The following is a 19,654-nucleotide window of genomic DNA, read 5'->3' on the forward strand; positions in this document are numbered from 1 at the left end:
TAACGTCAATAAGGCAACTTGAGATTTCAATAAACCTGACTACAAAGATATTCAGTAAAATTGCCAAGCTAAGAGAATAGATATAAGCTAAGTGTAATATCGATATTTAGACAGAACTCACCAATAACACTAACAATATTAATATACTATAAAATTAGGGTGAACAAATGGCTGTTTCTTCCACACTAAAAACCAAAGACAAAAAAAGTAAAGTTAAAGCACTTGATGTCTATAAGTGGCAAGGGCTAAATCGTAAGGGGAAAAAGGTTGGTGGTGAACTGAATGCCACCAGCATGCTAGAGTTAAAAGCTCAATTACGTAAACAGGGCATCACACCAGGTAAGATTAGTAAAAAAGCCAGGCCATTATTTGGTTTAGGTGGCGATAAGAAAATTCTACCAGCCGATATTGCCGTTGTAACTCGCCAAATAGCAACTATGTTAGGTGCGGGCGTGCCTTTAGTGCAAACTATTGAAATGATAGGCTCCGGCCATAATAATGGCAATATGCAAAAGTTATTAGGCACTATAGGCAATAAATTACAATCCGGTATCCCCTTATCTGAGTGCTTACGTGAGCATCCAGCCTATTTTGATGATTTGTATTGCGATTTGGTCAACTCCGGCGAACAATCAGGTGCATTAGAAACTATTTACGATCGTGTTGCCACCTATAAAGAAAAAGCCGAAGCATTAAAAGCAAAAATTAAAAAAGCTATGACCTACCCTATTTCAGTGCTTGTAGTCGCTTTCATTGTGACTGCTATTTTGTTAATTTTTGTGGTGCCAGTCTTTCAAGATATCTTCAACAGCTTTGGCGCGGAACTGCCGGCATTTACGCAATTAGTGATTACTATTTCTGAATTTATGCAAGCCTACTGGTACTTTGGTTTAGCAGGAATATTTCTCGCTGGCTATTTATTTAAAAAAGCACATATGAACAACTTAAGTTTTCGCGATAGTGTCGACAAAAAAATATTAAAAATTCCCGTTGTTGGCGATGTTTTGAAAAAAGCTGCGGTTGCTCGTTATGCTAGAACTTTATCAACTACTTTTGCTGCTGGTGTACCGCTTCCTGATGCATTAGAATCTGCTGCAGGCGCTTCTGGCAATGCCGTTTTTCGTGATGCCATTTTAGAAATTCGTGCTGAAGTCACCTCGGGTATGCAAATGAATTTAGCCATGCGGAATTGTGCGATATTTCCTGATATGGTTATTCAAATGGTGGCTATTGGAGAAGAGTCAGGTGCGGTTGATGATATGCTGTCAAAGGTGGCGACGGTTTATGAACAAGAAGTCGACAACGCAGTAGACAATTTAACAACCTTGTTAGAGCCTATGATAATGGCTGTACTCGGCGTAGTAATTGGTGGTTTAATTATTGCGATGTATTTACCGATATTCCAAATTGGCCAAGTTGTATAGTATGTCGTTATTAGCATAATTGACTTGAAATTAAAAAACGATGCTGGCCATCGTTTTTTAATGCGATAAAATAGCATAAGCTGCCTAAGTAGAGGCGGAACTAACTCACATTAATTATCAAGGCTTTTCTTTTGACTGATTTCATCTCCTTAATGAACAATAACCAAACATTTTTCTTTGGTGTTACTTTTGTTTTTTCTTTAATGATCGGCAGCTTTCTCAATGTGGTTATTTATCGTTTTCCCAAAATGCTTGAACAAGGTTGGAAAAGAGAGTGCCGTGAATTTTTAGCTGATGAATTAGCAAAAAACAATACTGACAAGGCTGAAGAGGTAATGACACTTTCGAAACCTAGTTCAAGTTGTCCTTCATGTCAGCACAAAATTCGCTTCTATGAAAATATCCCGGTAATTAGTTGGCTAGTTTTACGTGGAAAATGTAGCCAGTGCCGCGCAAAAATATCGTTTCGCTATCCCTTAGTTGAATCAGCGACAGCAATTCTAAGTGCCGTTATTGCGGCGCACTATGGTGTTACGTATACCACGCTGTTTCTTTTGATATTAACATGGGGGCTCATTTGCTTAACTTTGATAGATTTTGATCATATGTTGTTGCCAGATCAGATCACACTTCCACTACTATGGCTTGGTTTATTGGTCAATATTGATGGTGCCATAGTACCGCTCAGCGATTCAGTAATTGGTGCAGTGGCTGGCTATATGAGTTTATTTAGCGTGTTTTGGCTATTCAAATTACTTACTGGTAAGGAAGGCATGGGACATGGTGATTTCAAACTAGTTGCCGTGTTTGGCGCATGGATAGGCTGGCAATTACTCCCTTTGCTGATATTAATGGCATCAGCTGTTGGCGCAATTATAGGGATCAGTATGATGGTGTTTAAAAATCATCAACGTGAACAAGCAATTCCTTTTGGTCCTTATTTAGCGATTGCCGGCTGGATCACGTTACTGTGGGGCAATGGCATCTGGGCTTGGTATTTAAGTTATCTGTAATAACATAAGCAGATTTTTTCGTAGAGAAGCAATGTATGTCTAAATATATTATAGGCTTAACCGGTGGTATCGGTAGCGGCAAAACAACCATCAGTAATATATTTGCCAAATTAGGTATTGATATTATCGACGCCGATGTCGTTGCTAGAGAAGTAGTAGAACCAGACAGTGCTGCATTAGCAGCAATTGAGATGCATTTCGGTGCTGACTATATCACTCAGCAAGGACAACTAGACAGAGCAAAATTAAGGACCCGCATTTTTAGCAACCCTGATGATAAACAGTGGTTAAATAACTTACTGCATCCGTTAATACGCCAAGAGATGGTTAGTCAGCTTGCCACAGCCCGTAGTGAATATTGTATTCTCGTTGCACCTCTTTTGCTGGAAAACGGTTTACATAAACTCGTTAACCGCGTTTTGGTCATTGATATTGACCAACCAACTCAGATTGCAAGAACCATAGCAAGAGACCCAAGTTCAAGTGAAGAAGTTCAACGTATCATTGCCAGCCAAATGTCACGACAAGAGCGGAGCAGTTTTGCCAATGATATTATCGACAATAACAATGCCAGTCTAGACGAAATTCACCAACAAGTTATGCAATTAAATCAACAATATCTCAACTATTGTCAAAACTAAATAATCGATAAATTCGTGTTTTTGATAAAAAATTCGCCATTTTAGTTTGCTATGGTTACTATAAAGACATTATCATCAATTTTGCTAGCTAATGACTTCAATACTATATGAACATCCGCTCAACGAGCGTATACGTAACTATTTGAAACTTGAGCAACTATTCACTCAAACATCGGATTGTTTACAGCATAGTATTGTTACCAGTCACAATACCTTCTTTTCATCGATTTTTGCTATTCTTGATACCTTAGAGCGCAATGACATTCGTGGCGATATGATAAAAGATCTAGAAAAGCTTGAGCAAAATCTTGTCATTTGGTCACAAATCCCTGATGTTGACAGTGCAGTCATTGAAGAGAATTTAAGCAACACGGTTGCCTTATCTAGCCAGCTCAAGAAAGCCTCTCCACATTGGTTAAAACTTAAAGACGATAAATTTCTGATCGGACTTAAACAACGTTTCGCCATCCAAGGTGGAAACTCACACTTTGATTTACCTCAACTGCAATTTTGGCTTAACCAACCAACAAAGCAAGTCGAACAAGAATGCCAGCAATGGCTTGCTCACTTACAACAGATAAACGACGCGCTTAAATTGATTTTACGATTTGTGCGCCAACGGGCTAAATTTGAAACTATCGCATCCGAAAGTGGTTTTTATCAAGATAGCGGTGAAGGTTTGATTTTATTACGCATAAAAGTCCCATGTGGTGTAGCCTGCTATCCTACCATTAGTGGTAACCGCTTTCGTTATTCAATTCGCTTTATGCTGCCCTGTGAGGAGTCTGGGAGAAAATACGCTAAACAGGCAATAACATTTCAACTGGCTCGCTGTTAATAGCAAACGACTAGCCGCTAGCCGATAATTTTCTTATAATAGTGTTAACTATTTCTCATAGCAGTTATTGATATGACCTTAAAAGTCCCTTGCCCAACCTGTAAAAATGAAGTGATTTGGCAGGAAGCAAGTCAACACCGTCCATTTTGTAGTAAACGTTGCCAGTTAATTGATGTTGGCGATTGGGCAGATGAAAATCATAAAATTAGCCAACCGATACAAGGTGCGGTCGAATTAAATGAAGAAATGTTAGATGCATTAGAAGATCAATTCCTGCAACACAATAAGTTTTTTGTTGAACCTGAATAGCTTTCTTGCATTAGCGTTACCGTTACAATGTAAATCCTTACCTAACTTGGGTAACGCTGCTGTAATTCTTCAATAATGGCTTGATTTGCTGCTGGGAATTGTAAGTCCACAAATTCAGCTAAAGTAAACCATCCCTCTTGCTGGCCTTCTAAGGCGCTTGCTTGGCCGGTAAAGTTATCAACAACAAATACGTCCAATAATACTTTTTTGTCGCCGTAATCGTGATTGATTTGCATTAATGGTGTACAAGTGAGTGTATCAATGGCAACTTCTTCTTTTAACTCGCGATAAAGCGCCTCGTGCACCGTTTCACCAGCCTCTACCTTACCGCCTGGAAACTCCCACTTACCGCCTTGATGGCTATCAGCAAGTCGTTTGGTGAGGAAAAACTTATTTTCCTGTTTAATAACACCTACAGCAACATGAACAGTTTTAGTCATTATAAAAACCTTAATTAATTTTGTTGTTTATTAACGAGCACTAATGCCTCGAAAAATAAGATCTCTATGAGATTTCTGAACATAAAAATGCCAGTCAATAGACTGGCATTTATTAACAACGGTCGTTCGGCATATATTAGCTTAATTTACCGTGACATTGCTTATATTTCTTCCCTGAGCCACATGGACAAGGCTCATTGCGACCAACACGAGGCATAGCGGCTTGCTCAGGCGCTGAAGCAGATTCATGCTTAAACTCTTTTGGTGCTTCGTCAGCTTTTCTATGTTGTTCTTCAACCGCTTCAACATCAGATTCTGCTTTAATTTGCACTTTACTTAAAATGCCGACAACATCATATTTTAAGTTCTCAAGTAATTCAGAGAACAATTCAAATGATTCACGCTTATATTCTTGCTTAGGGTTTTTCTGTGCGTAACCACGTAAGTGAATACCCTGACGCAAATGATCCATAGCCGCTAAATGCTCTTTCCAATGCGAATCTAAGCTTTGTAACATTACCGCTTTTTCGAATTGACGTAACACCTCAGCACCAACCATTTCTTCTTTCGCGCTATAGCTTGCTTCAACTTGCTCAGCAATTTTTTCACGTAAAGTTTCTTCGTGTAACTTAGTATCTTCTTCTAACCACTTAGCTATCGGTAGTTCAATGGTTAATTCACCTTTAAGACGTTCTTCTAGGCCTTCAACGTCCCACATTTCTTCCAAAGATTGTGGTGGAATATGCTGATCAATTAAGCCATTTACGACATCAGCACGGATCGCTTTAATTACATCAGCAATATCAGCTTCGTCCATCAACTCATTACGTTGCTCATAGATAACTTTACGTTGATCATTTGATACATCGTCAAATTCTAATAGTTGTTTACGAATATCAAAGTTACGACCTTCAACTTTACGTTGCGCATTTTCAATGCTTTTAGTCACCCAAGGGTGCTCAATCGCTTCACCGCGTTCCATGCCCAATTTACGCATCATATTAGTAATACGCTCAGAAGCAAAAATACGCATTAAGCCGTCTTCCATTGACAGATAGAAGCGCGTTGAACCCGCATCACCTTGACGACCAGAACGACCACGTAATTGGTTATCTATACGACGAGATTCATGGCGCTCGGTGGCAACAATATGTAAACCACCTAGCTCCAATACTTTATTGTGCTCTTCTTGCCATGACGCTTTTAATTTTTCAATTTGCTCATCGCTTGGATTATCAAGCTTTGCCAACATAGCTCCTAAGTTACCGCCAAGTACGATATCGGTACCACGACCCGCCATGTTAGTCGCAATAGTTACCGCACCAACTTTACCAGCATCAGCAACAATTTCAGCTTCTTGTTGATGAAATTTAGCATTAAGTACTTTGTGTTTAATTTTTGATTTTTTCAAAAATGACGATAAAAATTCAGACGTTTCAATACTAATAGTACCGACTAATACTGGCTGACCACGTTCAACACAATCTTTAATATCCTCTAAAATCGCTTCAAACTTTTCTTCAGCAGTTAAATAAATCAAATCAGGTAAGTCTTTACGTACCATAGGTTGATTGGTTGGAATAACCACGGTTTCTAAACCATAAATATGGTTAAACTCAAACGCTTCAGTATCTGCTGTACCTGTCATGCCCGACAGTTTTTCGTAAATACGGAAAAAGTTTTGGAACGTTATTGAAGCAAGAGTTTGGTTTTCATTTTGAATATCGACACCTTCTTTCGCTTCCACAGCTTGGTGCAAACCTTCTGACCAACGACGACCTTCCATCGTACGACCAGTATGCTCATCAACAATGACAATTTCGCCATCCTTAACAATATAATCAACGTCTTTTTGGAATAATTTATGGGCACGTAGTGCTGCCATAACATGATGAAGCAAGGTGATATTGGCGGCAGAAAACAGTGAATCTCCTTGCTGCATCAAGCCTTTTTCCAGCATGATTTCTTCAATGCGAACTTGACCACGTTCGGTTAAATATATTTGTTTGGCTTTTTCATCGACAGTGAAGTCACCAGTACTTTCTTCACCTTCTTTATCTTCTTCTTCCTGTTGCTCTAGTGTTGGCACAACAAGATTAATATTTCGGTAAAGTTCTGAGCTATCTTCGGCTTGGCCTGAAATAATCAGTGGTGTACGTGCTTCGTCGATTAATATCGAATCAACTTCATCAATAACAGCAAAGTTTAATGGCTTTTGTGCTCTTTCTTCCGGAGAAAACGCCATATTGTCGCGTAGGTAATCAAAACCAAACTCATTGTTGGTACCATAAGTAATATCTGAGTTATAAGCAGCTTGCTTATCACCTGGCGCCATACCGGCAATATTACAACCAACTGTCATACCTAAAAATTCAAATAATGGTCGACTCCAATCAGCATCACGCGTTGCTAAGTAATCGTTCACGGTAATAACATGCACGCCTTTGCCTGTTAAGGCATTTAAGTATGATGGTAATGTCGCCGTTAAGGTTTTACCTTCACCGGTACGCATTTCGGCAATTTTGCCAGAATTAAGTACCATACCGCCGATCATTTGTACGTCAAAATGACGCATATCAAAGACACGTTTACTCGCTTCACGAACCACTGCAAAGGCTTCAGGTAAAATAGCATCAAGCGTTTCACCTTGCTCTAAACGTTCTTTAAACTCAGTGGTTTTCGCTTTTAATTCTTCGTCATTTAACGCTTCAAAAACCGGTTCTAGAGCATTAATTTTTTGTACTTCTTTGCGCATTTGTTTAAGTAATCGATCATTTCGACTACCAAACAGTTTTGTCATTAACTTTACAAACATCGTGTTAAACCATATTGAGAAGATAATCTTCCGCTGAAAATAAAATGACCGGTGGGACCGATCACATAAAGTTGCCTAGCATTGTAATCGCAGTTGTATTTTAAACAACTGAAATTCGAACTAATTCTATTTTTTTGCTTTTCTATATACGTATTTCATTGGGTCAATTTGAGTATTATTACGTAAAATCTCGTAATGCACATGAGGGCCGGTTGAGCGCCCTGTGCTGCCCATTTTCGCAATAACTTGACCTTTGGTGACAACATCACCAACTGAAACCGTCAGTTCTTTATTATGACCATAGCGAGTTTTCAAACCATCACCATGATTTATTTCGATTAACTGTCCGTAACCATAACGATCACCCGCCCAACTAACAACACCTGATGCGGTAGCAATAATATTAGCATTTTCACTACCAGCAAAATCAACACCCTTATGCATTGCGGGCTTACCACTAAAAGGGTCTTTGCGCGTGCCGTAATATGACGATAGCCAACCTTTGGTTATTGGTCGACCAGACAAATAACGCGTATTCTCTATATGGTGACCCAAAGTGATAGATTCAAGCATTTTTAACTGTTTTTCTTCATGAGCTAATGAATATTCGAGTTCGGAGATATTTAACAGCAGTTCTGCTAAGTTTTTTTGCGGCACAGTTTCACTTTGAATCATAGGGCCACCGCTCGGTGGTAATCGTTCAAAATTAAATTCATTGTCCGGAATACTAGCATCTTCCGCTAACCGGTCACCCAAGGCATTCAAACGCAGAACTTGGCTTTGTAATTCAGCCAATTTCATCGTAACTGCGGTTACCTGTTCAGTATTAACAATCGGGTGTTCTAAATTAGGTAAACTAGCAAACTGACTAGCAGGGCTTGCGGGAATATCATCTGAGGAAGCGACTAAATGGACAATAAAGCCGGAAACCAGTGCAAATACGGCCAACGCTGACAGCCAATGAAGTTTATTTAGCTTCATTGAAAATCTAACATTTTTTCCGCGGTATAGTAGTGTTAAACTCATATCTTATTCATCGTTTGTTCAAGAGCTGACTTATGGCACGTAAATCAAAAATACCTACAGATATGTCAGCCCTGTTTAATTCAACGTCAGGCACTTTGGCACAAATAGCAGCAAAAACCAACTCTTTAACCATATTGTCGGACATTGTACGACAAATATGCCCCGACCTGCCAGAAGATGTCTGGAAAATAGCCAATTTTAAAGGGAAGTCCTTAGTTATTGAGGTAAATTCTGCGGTATGGAGCCAAAGGTTGCAATTTGAGCGCATGAATATTTGTCGAGAGTTGACGCAAGTTACCGAAAATCAATTTAATCAAATTGAGATTAAAGTGACGCCTTATCGCACTAAAATACCCGCAAAAACTGTGTTACCAGAAGCGAACAACTCCACTATTTCAAAGAAAACCGCGGCACAGTTATTAGAAGTTGCGAAAAATGCACCAGAGAGTTTACGTAAAAAATTAGAGAGGTTAGCTGCTCACGCTAATAAGTAGCCAGAACTCTGAATAAGTAGCCAGAACTCTGAATAAGTAGCGTTTGCTGAAAATTTTCATCCCTTTAAAAACAAAAAAGCCAATCATATGATTGGCTTTATAGAAGCTAATTAATAAGCATTAAATTAAAATGGCGTTGCGCTCAACTCTTGAAATTGGATCGGTGATTCAACGGTATCTTCATACGTCACCCATTCCCAAGACTCCGTTTGTTTAAATACTTCACGAAGTAACATGTTATTTAAACCATGCCCAGATTTAAAGGCATTTAGCTCGCCTAAAATGCTGACACCGCCCATGTATAAATCACCAATGGCATCAAGAATTTTATGTTTAACAAATTCGTCATCGTAACGTAAGTCATCTTTGTTCAGCATACGATATTCATCTAAAACAATCGCATTTTCTAAACTTCCACCTAAGGCAAGATTATGAGAACGTAAAAATTCGATATCTTTCATAAAACCAAAAGTGCGGGCGCGACTAATTTCTTTAATAAAAGAACAGCTTGAAAGGTCCATACTCATAGTTTGGCAAGTATTAGCGATCACAGGATGCTCAAATTCAATGGCAAAATTAACCCGAAAACCTTCATAAGGTTTCAATTCGGCCCACTTATCACCTTCTTCGATACGAATCGCTTTAGTTATACGTAAAAAACGCTTAGCAACATTTGATGTTTCAATGCCAACCGATTGAATTAAATAGACAAACGGTAAAGCACTGCCATCCATAATTGGAATCTCAGGTGAATCAACCTCAACAACTAGGTTGTCAATTCCTAAACCTGCAACAGCAGAAAGCAAGTGTTCGACGGTGGAAATCTGAACACCTTGCTCATTCACTAAACATGTACATAAAGTTGTTTCGCCAACCGCTTCTGGAGTCGCTGGAATATCGACAACAGGGTCTAAATCAACTCGGCGAAAAATAATACCAGTGTTAGCAGGCGCAGGACGGAGAGTGATCTGCACCTTTTCACCTTTATGTAACCCTACACCAATGGCAGAGACACTTTCTTTAATCGTACGTTGTTTAATCATAAATAGCCTTCTTAAGCCTATATTCCACTCTATTAACAGCCACCGGAATTAAGTGGAGGCGTAATATAGCAAAAAAGCCTAACAAAATCAAAAGTTCAACATTTATTACCTAAGTTACTAACTTAGCAAGCAAGTATTAGTCCGCTTGTTTACGCAAAAATGCTGGGATATCTAAATAGTCATCAAGTTCAGTCGCCGCCACTTTTTGTACTTGGGCATTCGCTTCCGGCATAGTGACAGGGTTAGCCTTCACTTCTGGTTGCGCACTTGGTACATAATCACCACCAACCACTTGTGGCTCAGCCACTGGCGCCGGATTAACTAAGGTAATATCAGGCTTACGTTCAGCACCAATACCGGTAGCAACAACCGTTACTCGTAAATCTTCTGTCATTTCAGGGTCAATAACCGCACCAACAACCACAGTGGCATTTTCTGAAGAAAACGCTTTAACCGCATTACCAACCGTTTCGAATTCATCAATACTGATATCCATACCGGCGGTGATATTAACTAAAATACCACGAGCACCTGCAAGATCTACATCTTCAAGTAGTGGACTTGAAATAGCCGCTTCTGCCGCTTCTTCCGCGCGATCAGGACCTGATGCAAGACCAGAGCCCATCATTGCCGTGCCCATTTCAGACATTACCGTTCTAACATCGGCGAAATCCACATTTATGAGTCCTGGGCGGGTAATAAGTTCCGCAATACCTTGCACTGCACCTAATAAAACATTATTTGCCGCTTTAAACGCATCCAGTAAACTCGTGCCTGGGCCTAAAACTTTTAATAGTTTTTCATTTGGAATGGTGATCAGTGAATCAACACTTTTCGATAAGAACTCAATACCTTGATCGGCATAGTTCATGCGTTTTTTACCTTCAAATGGAAATGGCTTAGTGACAACGGCAACTGTTAAAATACCCATTTCTTTCGCAACTTCCGCAACAACAGGTGCTGCACCTGTACCAGTACCTCCACCCATGCCTGCGGCGATAAAGATCATGTCTGCACCTTGCAGGGTTTCTTTAATGGTTTCTCTGTCTTCTTCAGCACTGCGACGACCAATTTCTGGATTGGCCCCTGCCCCTAAGCCTTTTGTAACATCATGGCCCAATTGCAAAGTGACATTAGCCGCTGAATTACGTAGCGCCTGTGAGTCAGTATTTGCGGTAATAAATTCAACACCTTCGATGGTTTGTGAAACCATGTGCTCTACAGCATTGCCACCACCGCCACCAACACCAATCACCTTGATGACAGCTTCTTCGTTATGGTCTTCCATTAATTCAAACATTTTATTTCTCCGATTTTTAATACGTTTTGTTCCACCAAAACTCTTTCATTACTTCCAATTAACTGCCGATGCAATTAATTAAAATTCACCTTTAAACCAAGCTAAAACCCGTGAGCCAATACTACCGACTGATTCACTTTTCTTTTGCTCGTTATTTTGTTGTAAGTTCGCTTGCATGCCGTAATGCAATAAACCAACAACCGTTGAATATGTTGGATCGTTAACATATTCTTTTAATCCACAAACATCTGTAGGTTGCGCGACTCGAACTGGCATTTGGAAGACTTCTTCGGCAAATTCCACTACCCCTTCCATTTTCGCTGTACCACCGGTTAAGACATAACCTGCGGCAATTTGATCTTCTAAGCCACATTCACGTAACTCTTCTTGCACTAATTCAAACAATTCATGATATCTAGGTTCAACCACTTCAGCTAAAGTATGTCGAGACATAGAACGTGCAGGGCGTCCACCAACGCTTGGTACTTCAATATTCTCTTCCATACTAACCATTTGACGCAGCGCACAGGCGTATTGCACTTTAATGTCTTCCGCGTGACTTAATGGCGTGCGAAATATTTTCGCAATATCACTAGTCACTTGATTACCAGCCACAGGGATCACTGCGGTATGACGCAGTGCACCACCAGTAAATACTGAGATATCCATAGTGCCTGCACCCATATCAACCACACAAATGCCAAGCTCCTTTTCATCATCAGTTAACACCGCATAACTTGATGCTAATGCCGAGAAAATCAGCTGGTCCGCTTTTAGATCACAGCGCTCAACACATTTGACAATGTTTTTCGCCATATCATTAGCACAGGTAACAATATGAACTTTTGCTTCCATTCGTACACCTGACATGCCAATAGGGCTTTTAATGCCGTCTTGACAGTCAATACTATATTCTTGCGGCAACACATGTAGCATGCGACGTTCAGCAGAAATAGGCACCGAGCGGGCAGTATGAATAACGTTATCAACATCATCCTGTAGCACTTCTTTGTCATTAATTGGCACCATGCCATTTTCGTTCTGACAACTAATATGCTTACCTGAAATGCCTAAGTACACCGAGGTTATATGACAATCGGCCATCAACTCTGCTTCGTTGATTGCCCGTTGAATTGATTGAATAACCAAGTTCAAGTCATTAACGCCGCCTTTATCCATGCCTCGGGCAGGTTGATTGCCAACACCAACGATACTGAGTTGATTGTCGGGGGTGATCTCACCTACGGCTACTGAAATTTTTGAAGTTCCAATATCTAAGCCAACCACTAAATTTCTTTCAGTTATTTTTGACATTAACGCTAAACTCTTTCTTTGTTATTTACGGTTTTCCAACCAACGGCTAAGCCGGTATCGTATCTCAGGTCAACATAATCAACTTGTTGCCCTGCTTTTTTATTTAATTTTATTTGCGAATATACATCCATAAAGCGCTGTATTCGTTCAACACGACTATCGCGGCCCAAATTAATGGTAACGCCATCATCCAATGTTAACTGCCATGCAAAGCGCTCTGTTAGTACTAACTCTTCGATTGCTAGTTGACTAAAATCGAGTAATTTATTTAAATTTTCAAAATTCTCTAAGGCTAGTTTTTCACTGCCTTCTGGGCCAAAAAATGCCGGCAACTTATTACCCAAACGAGTAATATCTGCTTGAAAGGCGTTGCCGTTTTCGTTAATCAGAAAATCACCATTCCAATGGGCAATAGGCTTTTGATCAACAACATAAATTTTTAATTCGTCTGGCCATTTTTTTCTTACTGAAACTGAATATACCCAAGGTAGTTTCGCGACCTTTTCCTGTACATCATTGACATCTAAATTAAAAAAATTGCCTAAATTGACTTGCTCAATGGCATTCTCAATATCAGCGCGTGTGGTATACGGCATTTCCCCTGCAATTGCGATAGCAGTAACTGGCGCACTTTCTTCAGCACTTAAACGTTTATTAAGAAAAATGCTAAATGACAATATTGCAACAATTACCGCAACAAAAAACGCTACACCCAACCAAAAGGTCCAGTGTAGTTTTTCTGTCTCTTCCACTAAGGGAAGTTGCTGCTTAATTGCCTTTGCCATCTTTACGCGTTACCTGCTGCGCTAATTTCAACAATTTTTGTTACCAGCTCACTAAAACTCAAACCGTGTACTTTCGCCGCTTTGGGTACTAGTGATGTTTCTGTCATCCCCGGAACCGTATTCACTTCCAATAGCTGCCACTGTCCTTGCACATTACGCATAACATCAACTCGTCCCCAACCTTTTGCTCCTGTGGCGTTAAAGGCTTTTAATGCTATGGATTGCAATTCCGCTTCCTCATCAGCAGATAAGTGGCATGGACAATGATATTGGGTGCTGGTCGATTTATATTTTGCATCATAATCATAAAAAACATGTGGCGTTTCCATATGAATAACCGGCATAGGGGTTTGCCCCAAAATTGCCACGGTATATTCAGGCCCTTGTATCCAAGCCTCTACCAATATTTGTTGGTCGTAATTAAAGGCCTCAATCAAGGCGTTATGCAAGGCATCAGCATTCTCTGCTTTAGACATGCCAATACTTGAGCCTTCATTAGCAGGTTTTACCATCACCACGGAACCAAGCTGTTGCAATATCTGCTCGGCATCTTGACGCTGATATTCTGCTTTATTAACTATGGCAAACGGCGCAGTAGGCAAGTTCATCGCTTGAAAAACCTGCTTACTACGAATTTTATCCATAGATAACGCTGAGCCTAAAACATCAGAGCCAGTATAAGGAATATTCATATACTGCAGTGCACCTTGCACACAGCCGTCTTCACCGCCTCGACCATGCAAGGCAATAAAAACTCGGTCAATGTCTAAGGTTGCTAAGTCACTTAAGCAGTAATCTTGGGTATCAATAAGCTGAACATTAAAACCCGCCTGCTCTAAACCATTAGCAATGGCTTTACCGGAGTTAAGCGACACTTCACGCTCAGCTGATGTTCCGCCATATAATACGGCCAATTTTTGCTTCATTAACGGTTTCATGATTTTGCCACCATTAATTTTTCATCACTAACTAAGCTACGCGCTATCGCGCCAATATTACCTGCGCCTTGGGTAATAACCATGTCACCGTCTTGTAACTGTGCCGCCATTAACTCTGCTAATTTATTACTATCACTAACATAAATAGGCTCAATTTGACCGCGCAGGCGAATACTACGCGCTAAGCTTTTACTATCAGCATTAGCAATTGGCGTCTCGCCTGCAGCGTAAACATCCAATAAAAACAAGCAATCTACTTCTGACAGTACTTCTACGAAATCTTCATAAAGGTCGCGCGTACGCGAGTAACGATGAGGTTGAAAAACCATCGCCAATCTTTTTTCTGGCCAACCATTACGCATCGCATCAATAGTGGCTTTAACTTCTGTTGGATGATGACCATAATCATCAACAAGTAACATTTCACCTTGCTCTGTGCTTAATGTTGCTAATTTCTCAAAACGACGACCAATACCGGCAAAGCCTTGTAAAGCTTGTTGAATAGCGTGATCTTCGACACCTTCATCGATTGCTACAGCCACGCCTGCCAAAGCATTTAGTACATTATGTTCACCTGGCAAATTAACACTAAGTTTTAATGGCGCTGCGTCTTTACGTTCGACAACAAATGAACTCATGCCAGCGCTTTGCTGATATTGGCTTGCTCTTACATCCGCATCTTCACAGAAACCATAAGTGATCACTTGTCGGCCAATACGTGGCAAAATTTCCCGTACCACAGGGTTATCTAAACAAACTACGGCTAAACCATAAAACGGTAGATTATGTAAAAACTCGATATAGGTATCTTTAAGTTTTTCAAAGTCACCTTGATAAGTTTCCATATGGTCTTCGTCGATATTGGTGATCACGGCAACCATAGGTTGTAGATGCAAGAAAGACGCATCACTTTCATCGGCTTCAGCAATTAAATAACGGCTACTGCCCAAACGAGCATTGGTGCCGGCACTATTAAGCAAGCCACCAATAACAAAGGTTGGATCTAAGTTTGCTTGAGCAAAAATACTGGCAATTAAGCTAGTTGTCGTAGTTTTTCCATGCGTACCTGCTATCGCGATGCCGTGTCGAAAACGCATCAGCTCAGCTAACATTTCGGCACGACGTACCACCGGAATTCTTTTTTCATTGGCGGCAATCAACTCGGGGTTTTCACTATCAATCGCGGTTGAAACCACGATAACACTAGCGCCATCAACATTATTTTGCTGATGACCTATGGTTACTTTCGCCCCTAACGCCGTTAGTCTTTTCACCACTTGGTTTTCACCAATATCAGAGCCGGTAATTTGATAGCCTTCATTGAGTAATACTTCTGCGATACCGCCCATACCCGCACCACCAATGCCAACAAAATGTATGGTTTTTACCCGACGCATTTCTGGCACTCGGTTATAGCTATTTGTCGGTGTTTTCATATTACTTTTATCTGATGTCATACTCTTACTCATAATTCGGCAACCTCGATACAGCTTTGGGCAACTTGACTTGTTGCATCTGCATGCGCAGCATTATGGGCGGCCTTTGACATTTGCTGCACGACTTTGTCTGAAATAAACAAGCTGTTTAGCATTTGTCCTAAAGTTGTACCGTTAAATTCTTTCTGGGCAATTAATTTTGCCGCACCACAGGAGACTAAATACATAGCATTTTTAGTTTGGTGGTCATCAACAGCATGGGGTAAAGGCACGAATATCGCTGGCTTTGCTGCCATTGCTAATTCTGATACCGTTAATGCACCCGCTCGGCAAATTACTACATCTGCCCACTGATAAGCGCTGGCCATATCATCAATGAACTCGGTAACCTTTACTTTTTCTTCTGGTAAACCAAAATCTTGATAACTGGTTAATACCGCCTGTTCATTACCACCACCAGTTTGGTGCCAAACATCGATACTTTGCACTTTAATTTGCTTCATCGCCTGCGGTACCACGTCATTTAGAACCTTTGCACCTAAACTGCCACCGACCACGAGTACTTTTTTGCTGGTGGCTGGTTGCTCTGGCACCACTTTTTCAATGGCGATAATGTCACTACGTAATGGATTACCGACAACATTCGGGGTCACGCGCTCGCTAAAAGCGCCAGGAAATGCACTTAAGGTTTTAGTGGCAATATGAGATAAAAAACGATTACTCATGCCCGCTACCGCGTTTTGCTCATGCAAGACTAAAGGAATACGTAATAGCCAAGCAGCAACACCACCCGGCGCGCTAGCATAACCGCCCATGCCTAAAACCACATCGGGTTTAACGGCGCGTAAAACGCGGATCGATTGCATCACAGATTGCAGTATTTTAAATGGTGTTTTTAACCAAGTCTGCCAACCTTTATTGCGAATTCCGGCAATATTAATAAATGAGATGGGATAACCTTGCTTAGGCACTATTTCCGCTTCCATACGCTCAGCGGTACCTAGCCAATGTACTTTCCAGCCTTTTTTTACTAGCTCTTCTGCTACAGCGATGCCTGGGAAAATATGGCCGCCGGTGCCACCTGCCATCACTAAAATAGTCGGACGTTTTACTGCATGACTTATTGCACTATTTACTTGTTCAGTCATTTTCGCCCTCCTTTACATTATTCTTTTTCACTTTTCTAACTTTCTTTTTAACGCCACTGCTTCTGCTTGTTGCTTGGATGCTTTGCAGCCTAATTTCATGATCGATACGGATAAGAATAACTACGGCAATAGTCATGATGATCATGGAGCTACCACCATAACTTATTAATGGCATGGTTAAGCCTTTAGTAGGCACTATGCCAGCGCTTGCGCCAATATTCACTGCGGCTTGGAAACATAACCAAATACCTATTGCATAAGCGAAAAAGCCTTCAAAATATTTCTCTTGGTTAACCGCTTTTCGACCTAACAATAGTGCTTTAAAAACTAAGGCCATACTCAGTAATAAAATGACGCTAATACCAACAAAGCCAAACTCCTCTGCTAATACTGCCATAACAAAATCAGTATGAGCTTCTGGTAAATACTCAAGTTTTTGAACGCTGTTGCCTAAGCCTTGGCCAAAAGATTCACCACGGCCATAGGCCATTAATGACTGCGTTAATTGATAGCCACTGCCAAAAGGGTCTTTCCATGGATCTAAAAAGCCAGTAACTCGCGCCCAACGATACGGTGAAAAATACGCTAACATCGACAACAAGCTAATTCCGACACCGGCAATAGCGATAAATTGCCATAATTTAGCTCCAGCTAAAAACAACAAACCAAAGGTGGTGACGAACATGACAATTATGGTGCCTAAATCAGGCTGCATTAATAACAGTCCACCTAACACACCAAAAACAACCAAAGGTTTAGCAAAACCTTTAATGTTTTCCATCACTTCATCACGGCGCCTTACTAAGTAAGCCGATAAGTAACAAAAGAAAAAGAGTTTTGCCGGCTCAGCGGCTTGCACAGTAATTGGGCCAAGAACAATCCAACGTGTTGAACCATTAACCGTGCGGCCAATCAGTAACACCACCACAAGCAAAACAATGCCTAACAGTAATAAATTGCCACTATATTGATGCCAACGGCTCATCGGAATTTGCAGCGCTATTCCGGCAATGCCAATACTTAAACAGATATAAATCATATGGCGAACGACAAAATGAAATGGATTATCGAATAATCGTTCCGCCACTGGCATTGACGAACTTGCCACCATCACTAGGCCAATCATATACATACTTAACGCAAGGATCAGATAACTACGATCGAAAGTTGAAACAGATGATGACTCCATTTTCAACCATGTCGGTAATGACCATTGCGATAAATTAGCAAAAGAAGCAGACATTATTTATGCTCCTTAGCTAACAGTACCGACTTAATAAATACCACACCACGTTCAACATAATTTGCAAACATATCCAAACTGGCGCACGCCGGCGATAACAACACCATATCGCCTTGGTTAGCGTATTGACGTGCTAACTTAACCGCTTCCGCTAAACTGTCAACATGAGTGGTTTTTGCTTGCTGACTGGGTAAGCGTAAATGACCAATCGCACGGCCATCTTTACCTAAGGTGATCAGATGCTCTACTTGTTCTGTCAACGCTTTTGTCAGTGGTGAAAAGTCTGCACCTTTGCCATCACCGCCAGCAATTAAAATTAACTTATTATTGGCTAATGTTGGTGCTAAACCTTCAATGGCGGCTAATGTTGCACCAACATTGGTTGCTTTTGAGTCATTAACCCAACAGATACCATCTTGGCTTTCAATCACTTCACAACGATGAGCAAGACCTTTAAAAGTCTGTAAGCTCGACAACATCGCTTGTAAATTCCAACCAGCACCTTTGCCTAACGCTAATACTGCCAAGTAATTTAGGGCATTGTGAATACCCTGCAGTGGCATCATTTTCATTGCAATTAACGTAGAGTCCCCGAACATTAACTGACTTTCACCCTTGATAATGCCAAGTCCAAACTGTCCGGCACTGGGCTGATCACTACCAAAGCTTAACTGCGCGCTCTCGGCATAAGCCGACGACGGTATTGTTGCGGCATCGTCTCGGTTGTAAATAGCCGTTTGACAATGGCGATAAATACCTTGCTTAATCGCAGCATAGTTTTCTATGGTTTTATGACGATCTAAATGATCATCACTAATATTCAATACCGTTGCCGACAACGCCGCCATGCTGGTCACGGTTTCTAACTGAAAACTTGACAACTCTAAAACAATAAAATCTGCCGCTTGTTCAATTTGATCTAACACAGGTAGGCCAATATTGCCGCCCAACTGCACTTTGTAGCCTAAGGTATTGCCAACATGGTTCAACATAGACACCACAGTTGATTTACCATTTGAGCCGGTCACCGCAAGAATTGGTGTTTTAGTTAATCGGCAAAATAATTCAATATCGCCAATAACATCACATTCATCTGTAATGGCATCATTAATCACCGCATCAGTAATATCTATGCCCGGGCTAACGATTAAGACATCCGCTTGCGCAATCAATTTCTGATCCCATCGCCCTAAAATTAAAGTGTTATCAGCAAATTGATGTTTAAAGTCACCAGGAGAAATAGGCATGTCACGGCTATCATTTACAGCAAATGCGATATGATGACGATGCAAAAAACGCGCGCACGATAAGCCAGTAATCCCAATCCCCAAGATCACCACTTTTTTATTGTCAAATTGCGTCGTTACCGACTGTTGCAATTGATTATTCACGCGTCTATTTTTACCTTTTTATTCTAATGTTAAGAGCCATATTGATGCTCGATATT

18 protein-coding genes are annotated in these 19,654 nt (G+C 40.7%); 6 read left to right on the plus strand and 12 right to left on the minus strand.

Annotation, left to right across the window (positions count from 1 at the left end; translation table 11 throughout):
* Positions 1–167: 167 nt before the first annotated feature.
* From AC27JP_RS04260 to yacG, 5 genes are all read left to right on the plus strand, one after another.
* The gene (locus AC27JP_RS04260) at positions 168–1,424 is read left to right on the plus strand and encodes a type II secretion system F family protein (protein WP_487112384.1); all 1,257 of its coding nucleotides are present in this window, start codon (positions 168–170) and stop codon (positions 1,422–1,424) included.
* Between the two features lie 131 nt (positions 1,425–1,555).
* On the plus strand, positions 1,556–2,437 hold the full coding sequence (locus tag AC27JP_RS04265; RefSeq protein WP_487112386.1) for a prepilin peptidase: 882 nt from the start codon (positions 1,556–1,558) through the stop codon (positions 2,435–2,437).
* Between the two features lie 35 nt (positions 2,438–2,472).
* Positions 2,473–3,078 carry a dephospho-CoA kinase gene (gene coaE / locus AC27JP_RS04270; RefSeq protein WP_487112388.1) on the plus strand — a complete coding sequence of 202 codons (606 nt, stop codon included), beginning with the start codon at positions 2,473–2,475 and terminating at the stop codon, positions 3,076–3,078.
* Positions 3,079–3,169: 91 nt separating this feature from the next.
* The gene (gene zapD / locus AC27JP_RS04275; protein WP_487112390.1) at positions 3,170–3,916 is read left to right on the plus strand and encodes a cell division protein ZapD; all 747 of its coding nucleotides are present in this window, start codon (positions 3,170–3,172) and stop codon (positions 3,914–3,916) included.
* Between the two features lie 72 nt (positions 3,917–3,988).
* Positions 3,989–4,225: a DNA gyrase inhibitor YacG gene (gene yacG / locus AC27JP_RS04280; RefSeq protein ID WP_487112392.1), complete on the plus strand. Its 237-nt coding sequence runs from the start codon at positions 3,989–3,991 to the stop codon at positions 4,223–4,225.
* 41 nt (positions 4,226–4,266) lie between these two features.
* Here yacG and mutT read toward each other — a convergent pair whose 3' ends face one another.
* The 3 genes from mutT to AC27JP_RS04295 all read right to left on the minus strand — a co-directional run bounded on the left by mutT (position 4,267) and on the right by AC27JP_RS04295 (position 8,461).
* Positions 4,267–4,665 (minus strand): 8-oxo-dGTP diphosphatase MutT, encoded by a 399-nt coding sequence (gene mutT / locus AC27JP_RS04285; RefSeq protein WP_487112394.1) that lies wholly within the window; start codon positions 4,663–4,665, stop codon positions 4,267–4,269.
* A gap of 136 nt (positions 4,666–4,801) precedes the next feature.
* The gene (gene secA, locus AC27JP_RS04290; protein ID WP_487112396.1) at positions 4,802–7,480 is read right to left on the minus strand and encodes a preprotein translocase subunit SecA; all 2,679 of its coding nucleotides are present in this window, start codon (positions 7,478–7,480) and stop codon (positions 4,802–4,804) included.
* Between the two features lie 126 nt (positions 7,481–7,606).
* Positions 7,607–8,461: a M23 family metallopeptidase gene (locus tag AC27JP_RS04295; protein ID WP_487112398.1), complete on the minus strand. Its 855-nt coding sequence runs from the start codon at positions 8,459–8,461 to the stop codon at positions 7,607–7,609.
* A gap of 77 nt (positions 8,462–8,538) precedes the next feature.
* Here AC27JP_RS04295 and AC27JP_RS04300 point away from each other — a divergent pair, with 77 nt between their 5' ends.
* Positions 8,539–9,000: a DUF721 domain-containing protein gene (locus tag AC27JP_RS04300; protein WP_487112400.1), complete on the plus strand. Its 462-nt coding sequence runs from the start codon at positions 8,539–8,541 to the stop codon at positions 8,998–9,000.
* 125 nt (positions 9,001–9,125) lie between these two features.
* Here the strand turns inward: AC27JP_RS04300 and lpxC are convergent, their stop codons facing one another.
* From lpxC to murD, 9 genes are all read right to left on the minus strand, one after another.
* Entirely contained in the window at positions 9,126–10,043 is a 918-nt protein-coding gene (gene lpxC / locus AC27JP_RS04305; protein WP_487112402.1) for a UDP-3-O-acyl-N-acetylglucosamine deacetylase, read from the minus strand.
* A gap of 136 nt (positions 10,044–10,179) precedes the next feature.
* A complete protein-coding gene (ftsZ, locus tag AC27JP_RS04310) occupies positions 10,180–11,343 on the minus strand; it encodes a cell division protein FtsZ (RefSeq protein WP_487112404.1) in 1,164 nt (387 codons plus the stop codon).
* Between the two features lie 78 nt (positions 11,344–11,421).
* Entirely contained in the window at positions 11,422–12,657 is a 1,236-nt protein-coding gene (ftsA, locus tag AC27JP_RS04315) for a cell division protein FtsA (protein ID WP_487112406.1), read from the minus strand.
* Positions 12,658–12,662: 5 nt separating this feature from the next.
* Positions 12,663–13,442 carry a cell division protein FtsQ/DivIB gene (locus AC27JP_RS04320; protein WP_487112408.1) on the minus strand — a complete coding sequence of 260 codons (780 nt, stop codon included), beginning with the start codon at positions 13,440–13,442 and terminating at the stop codon, positions 12,663–12,665.
* A gap of 2 nt (positions 13,443–13,444) precedes the next feature.
* Positions 13,445–14,380 carry a D-alanine--D-alanine ligase gene (locus AC27JP_RS04325; RefSeq protein WP_487112410.1) on the minus strand — a complete coding sequence of 312 codons (936 nt, stop codon included), beginning with the start codon at positions 14,378–14,380 and terminating at the stop codon, positions 13,445–13,447.
* Positions 14,377–15,816: a UDP-N-acetylmuramate--L-alanine ligase gene (gene murC / locus AC27JP_RS04330; protein WP_487113447.1), complete on the minus strand. Its 1,440-nt coding sequence runs from the start codon at positions 15,814–15,816 to the stop codon at positions 14,377–14,379. The genes AC27JP_RS04325 and murC overlap by 4 nt, the downstream gene beginning before the upstream one ends.
* 29 nt (positions 15,817–15,845) lie before the next feature.
* Positions 15,846–16,940 carry an undecaprenyldiphospho-muramoylpentapeptide beta-N-acetylglucosaminyltransferase gene (gene murG, locus AC27JP_RS04335; protein WP_487113449.1) on the minus strand — a complete coding sequence of 365 codons (1,095 nt, stop codon included), beginning with the start codon at positions 16,938–16,940 and terminating at the stop codon, positions 15,846–15,848.
* Between the two features lie 16 nt (positions 16,941–16,956).
* Positions 16,957–18,207 (minus strand): cell division protein FtsW, encoded by a 1,251-nt coding sequence (ftsW, locus tag AC27JP_RS04340; protein WP_487112412.1) that lies wholly within the window; start codon positions 18,205–18,207, stop codon positions 16,957–16,959.
* Positions 18,207–19,598 (minus strand): UDP-N-acetylmuramoyl-L-alanine--D-glutamate ligase, encoded by a 1,392-nt coding sequence (gene murD / locus AC27JP_RS04345; protein WP_487112414.1) that lies wholly within the window; start codon positions 19,596–19,598, stop codon positions 18,207–18,209. The genes ftsW and murD overlap by 1 nt, the downstream gene beginning before the upstream one ends.
* Positions 19,599–19,654: the final 56 nt, after the last annotated feature.

It is taken from the genome of Colwellia sp. SU-HH01172, from assembly GCF_057553355.1.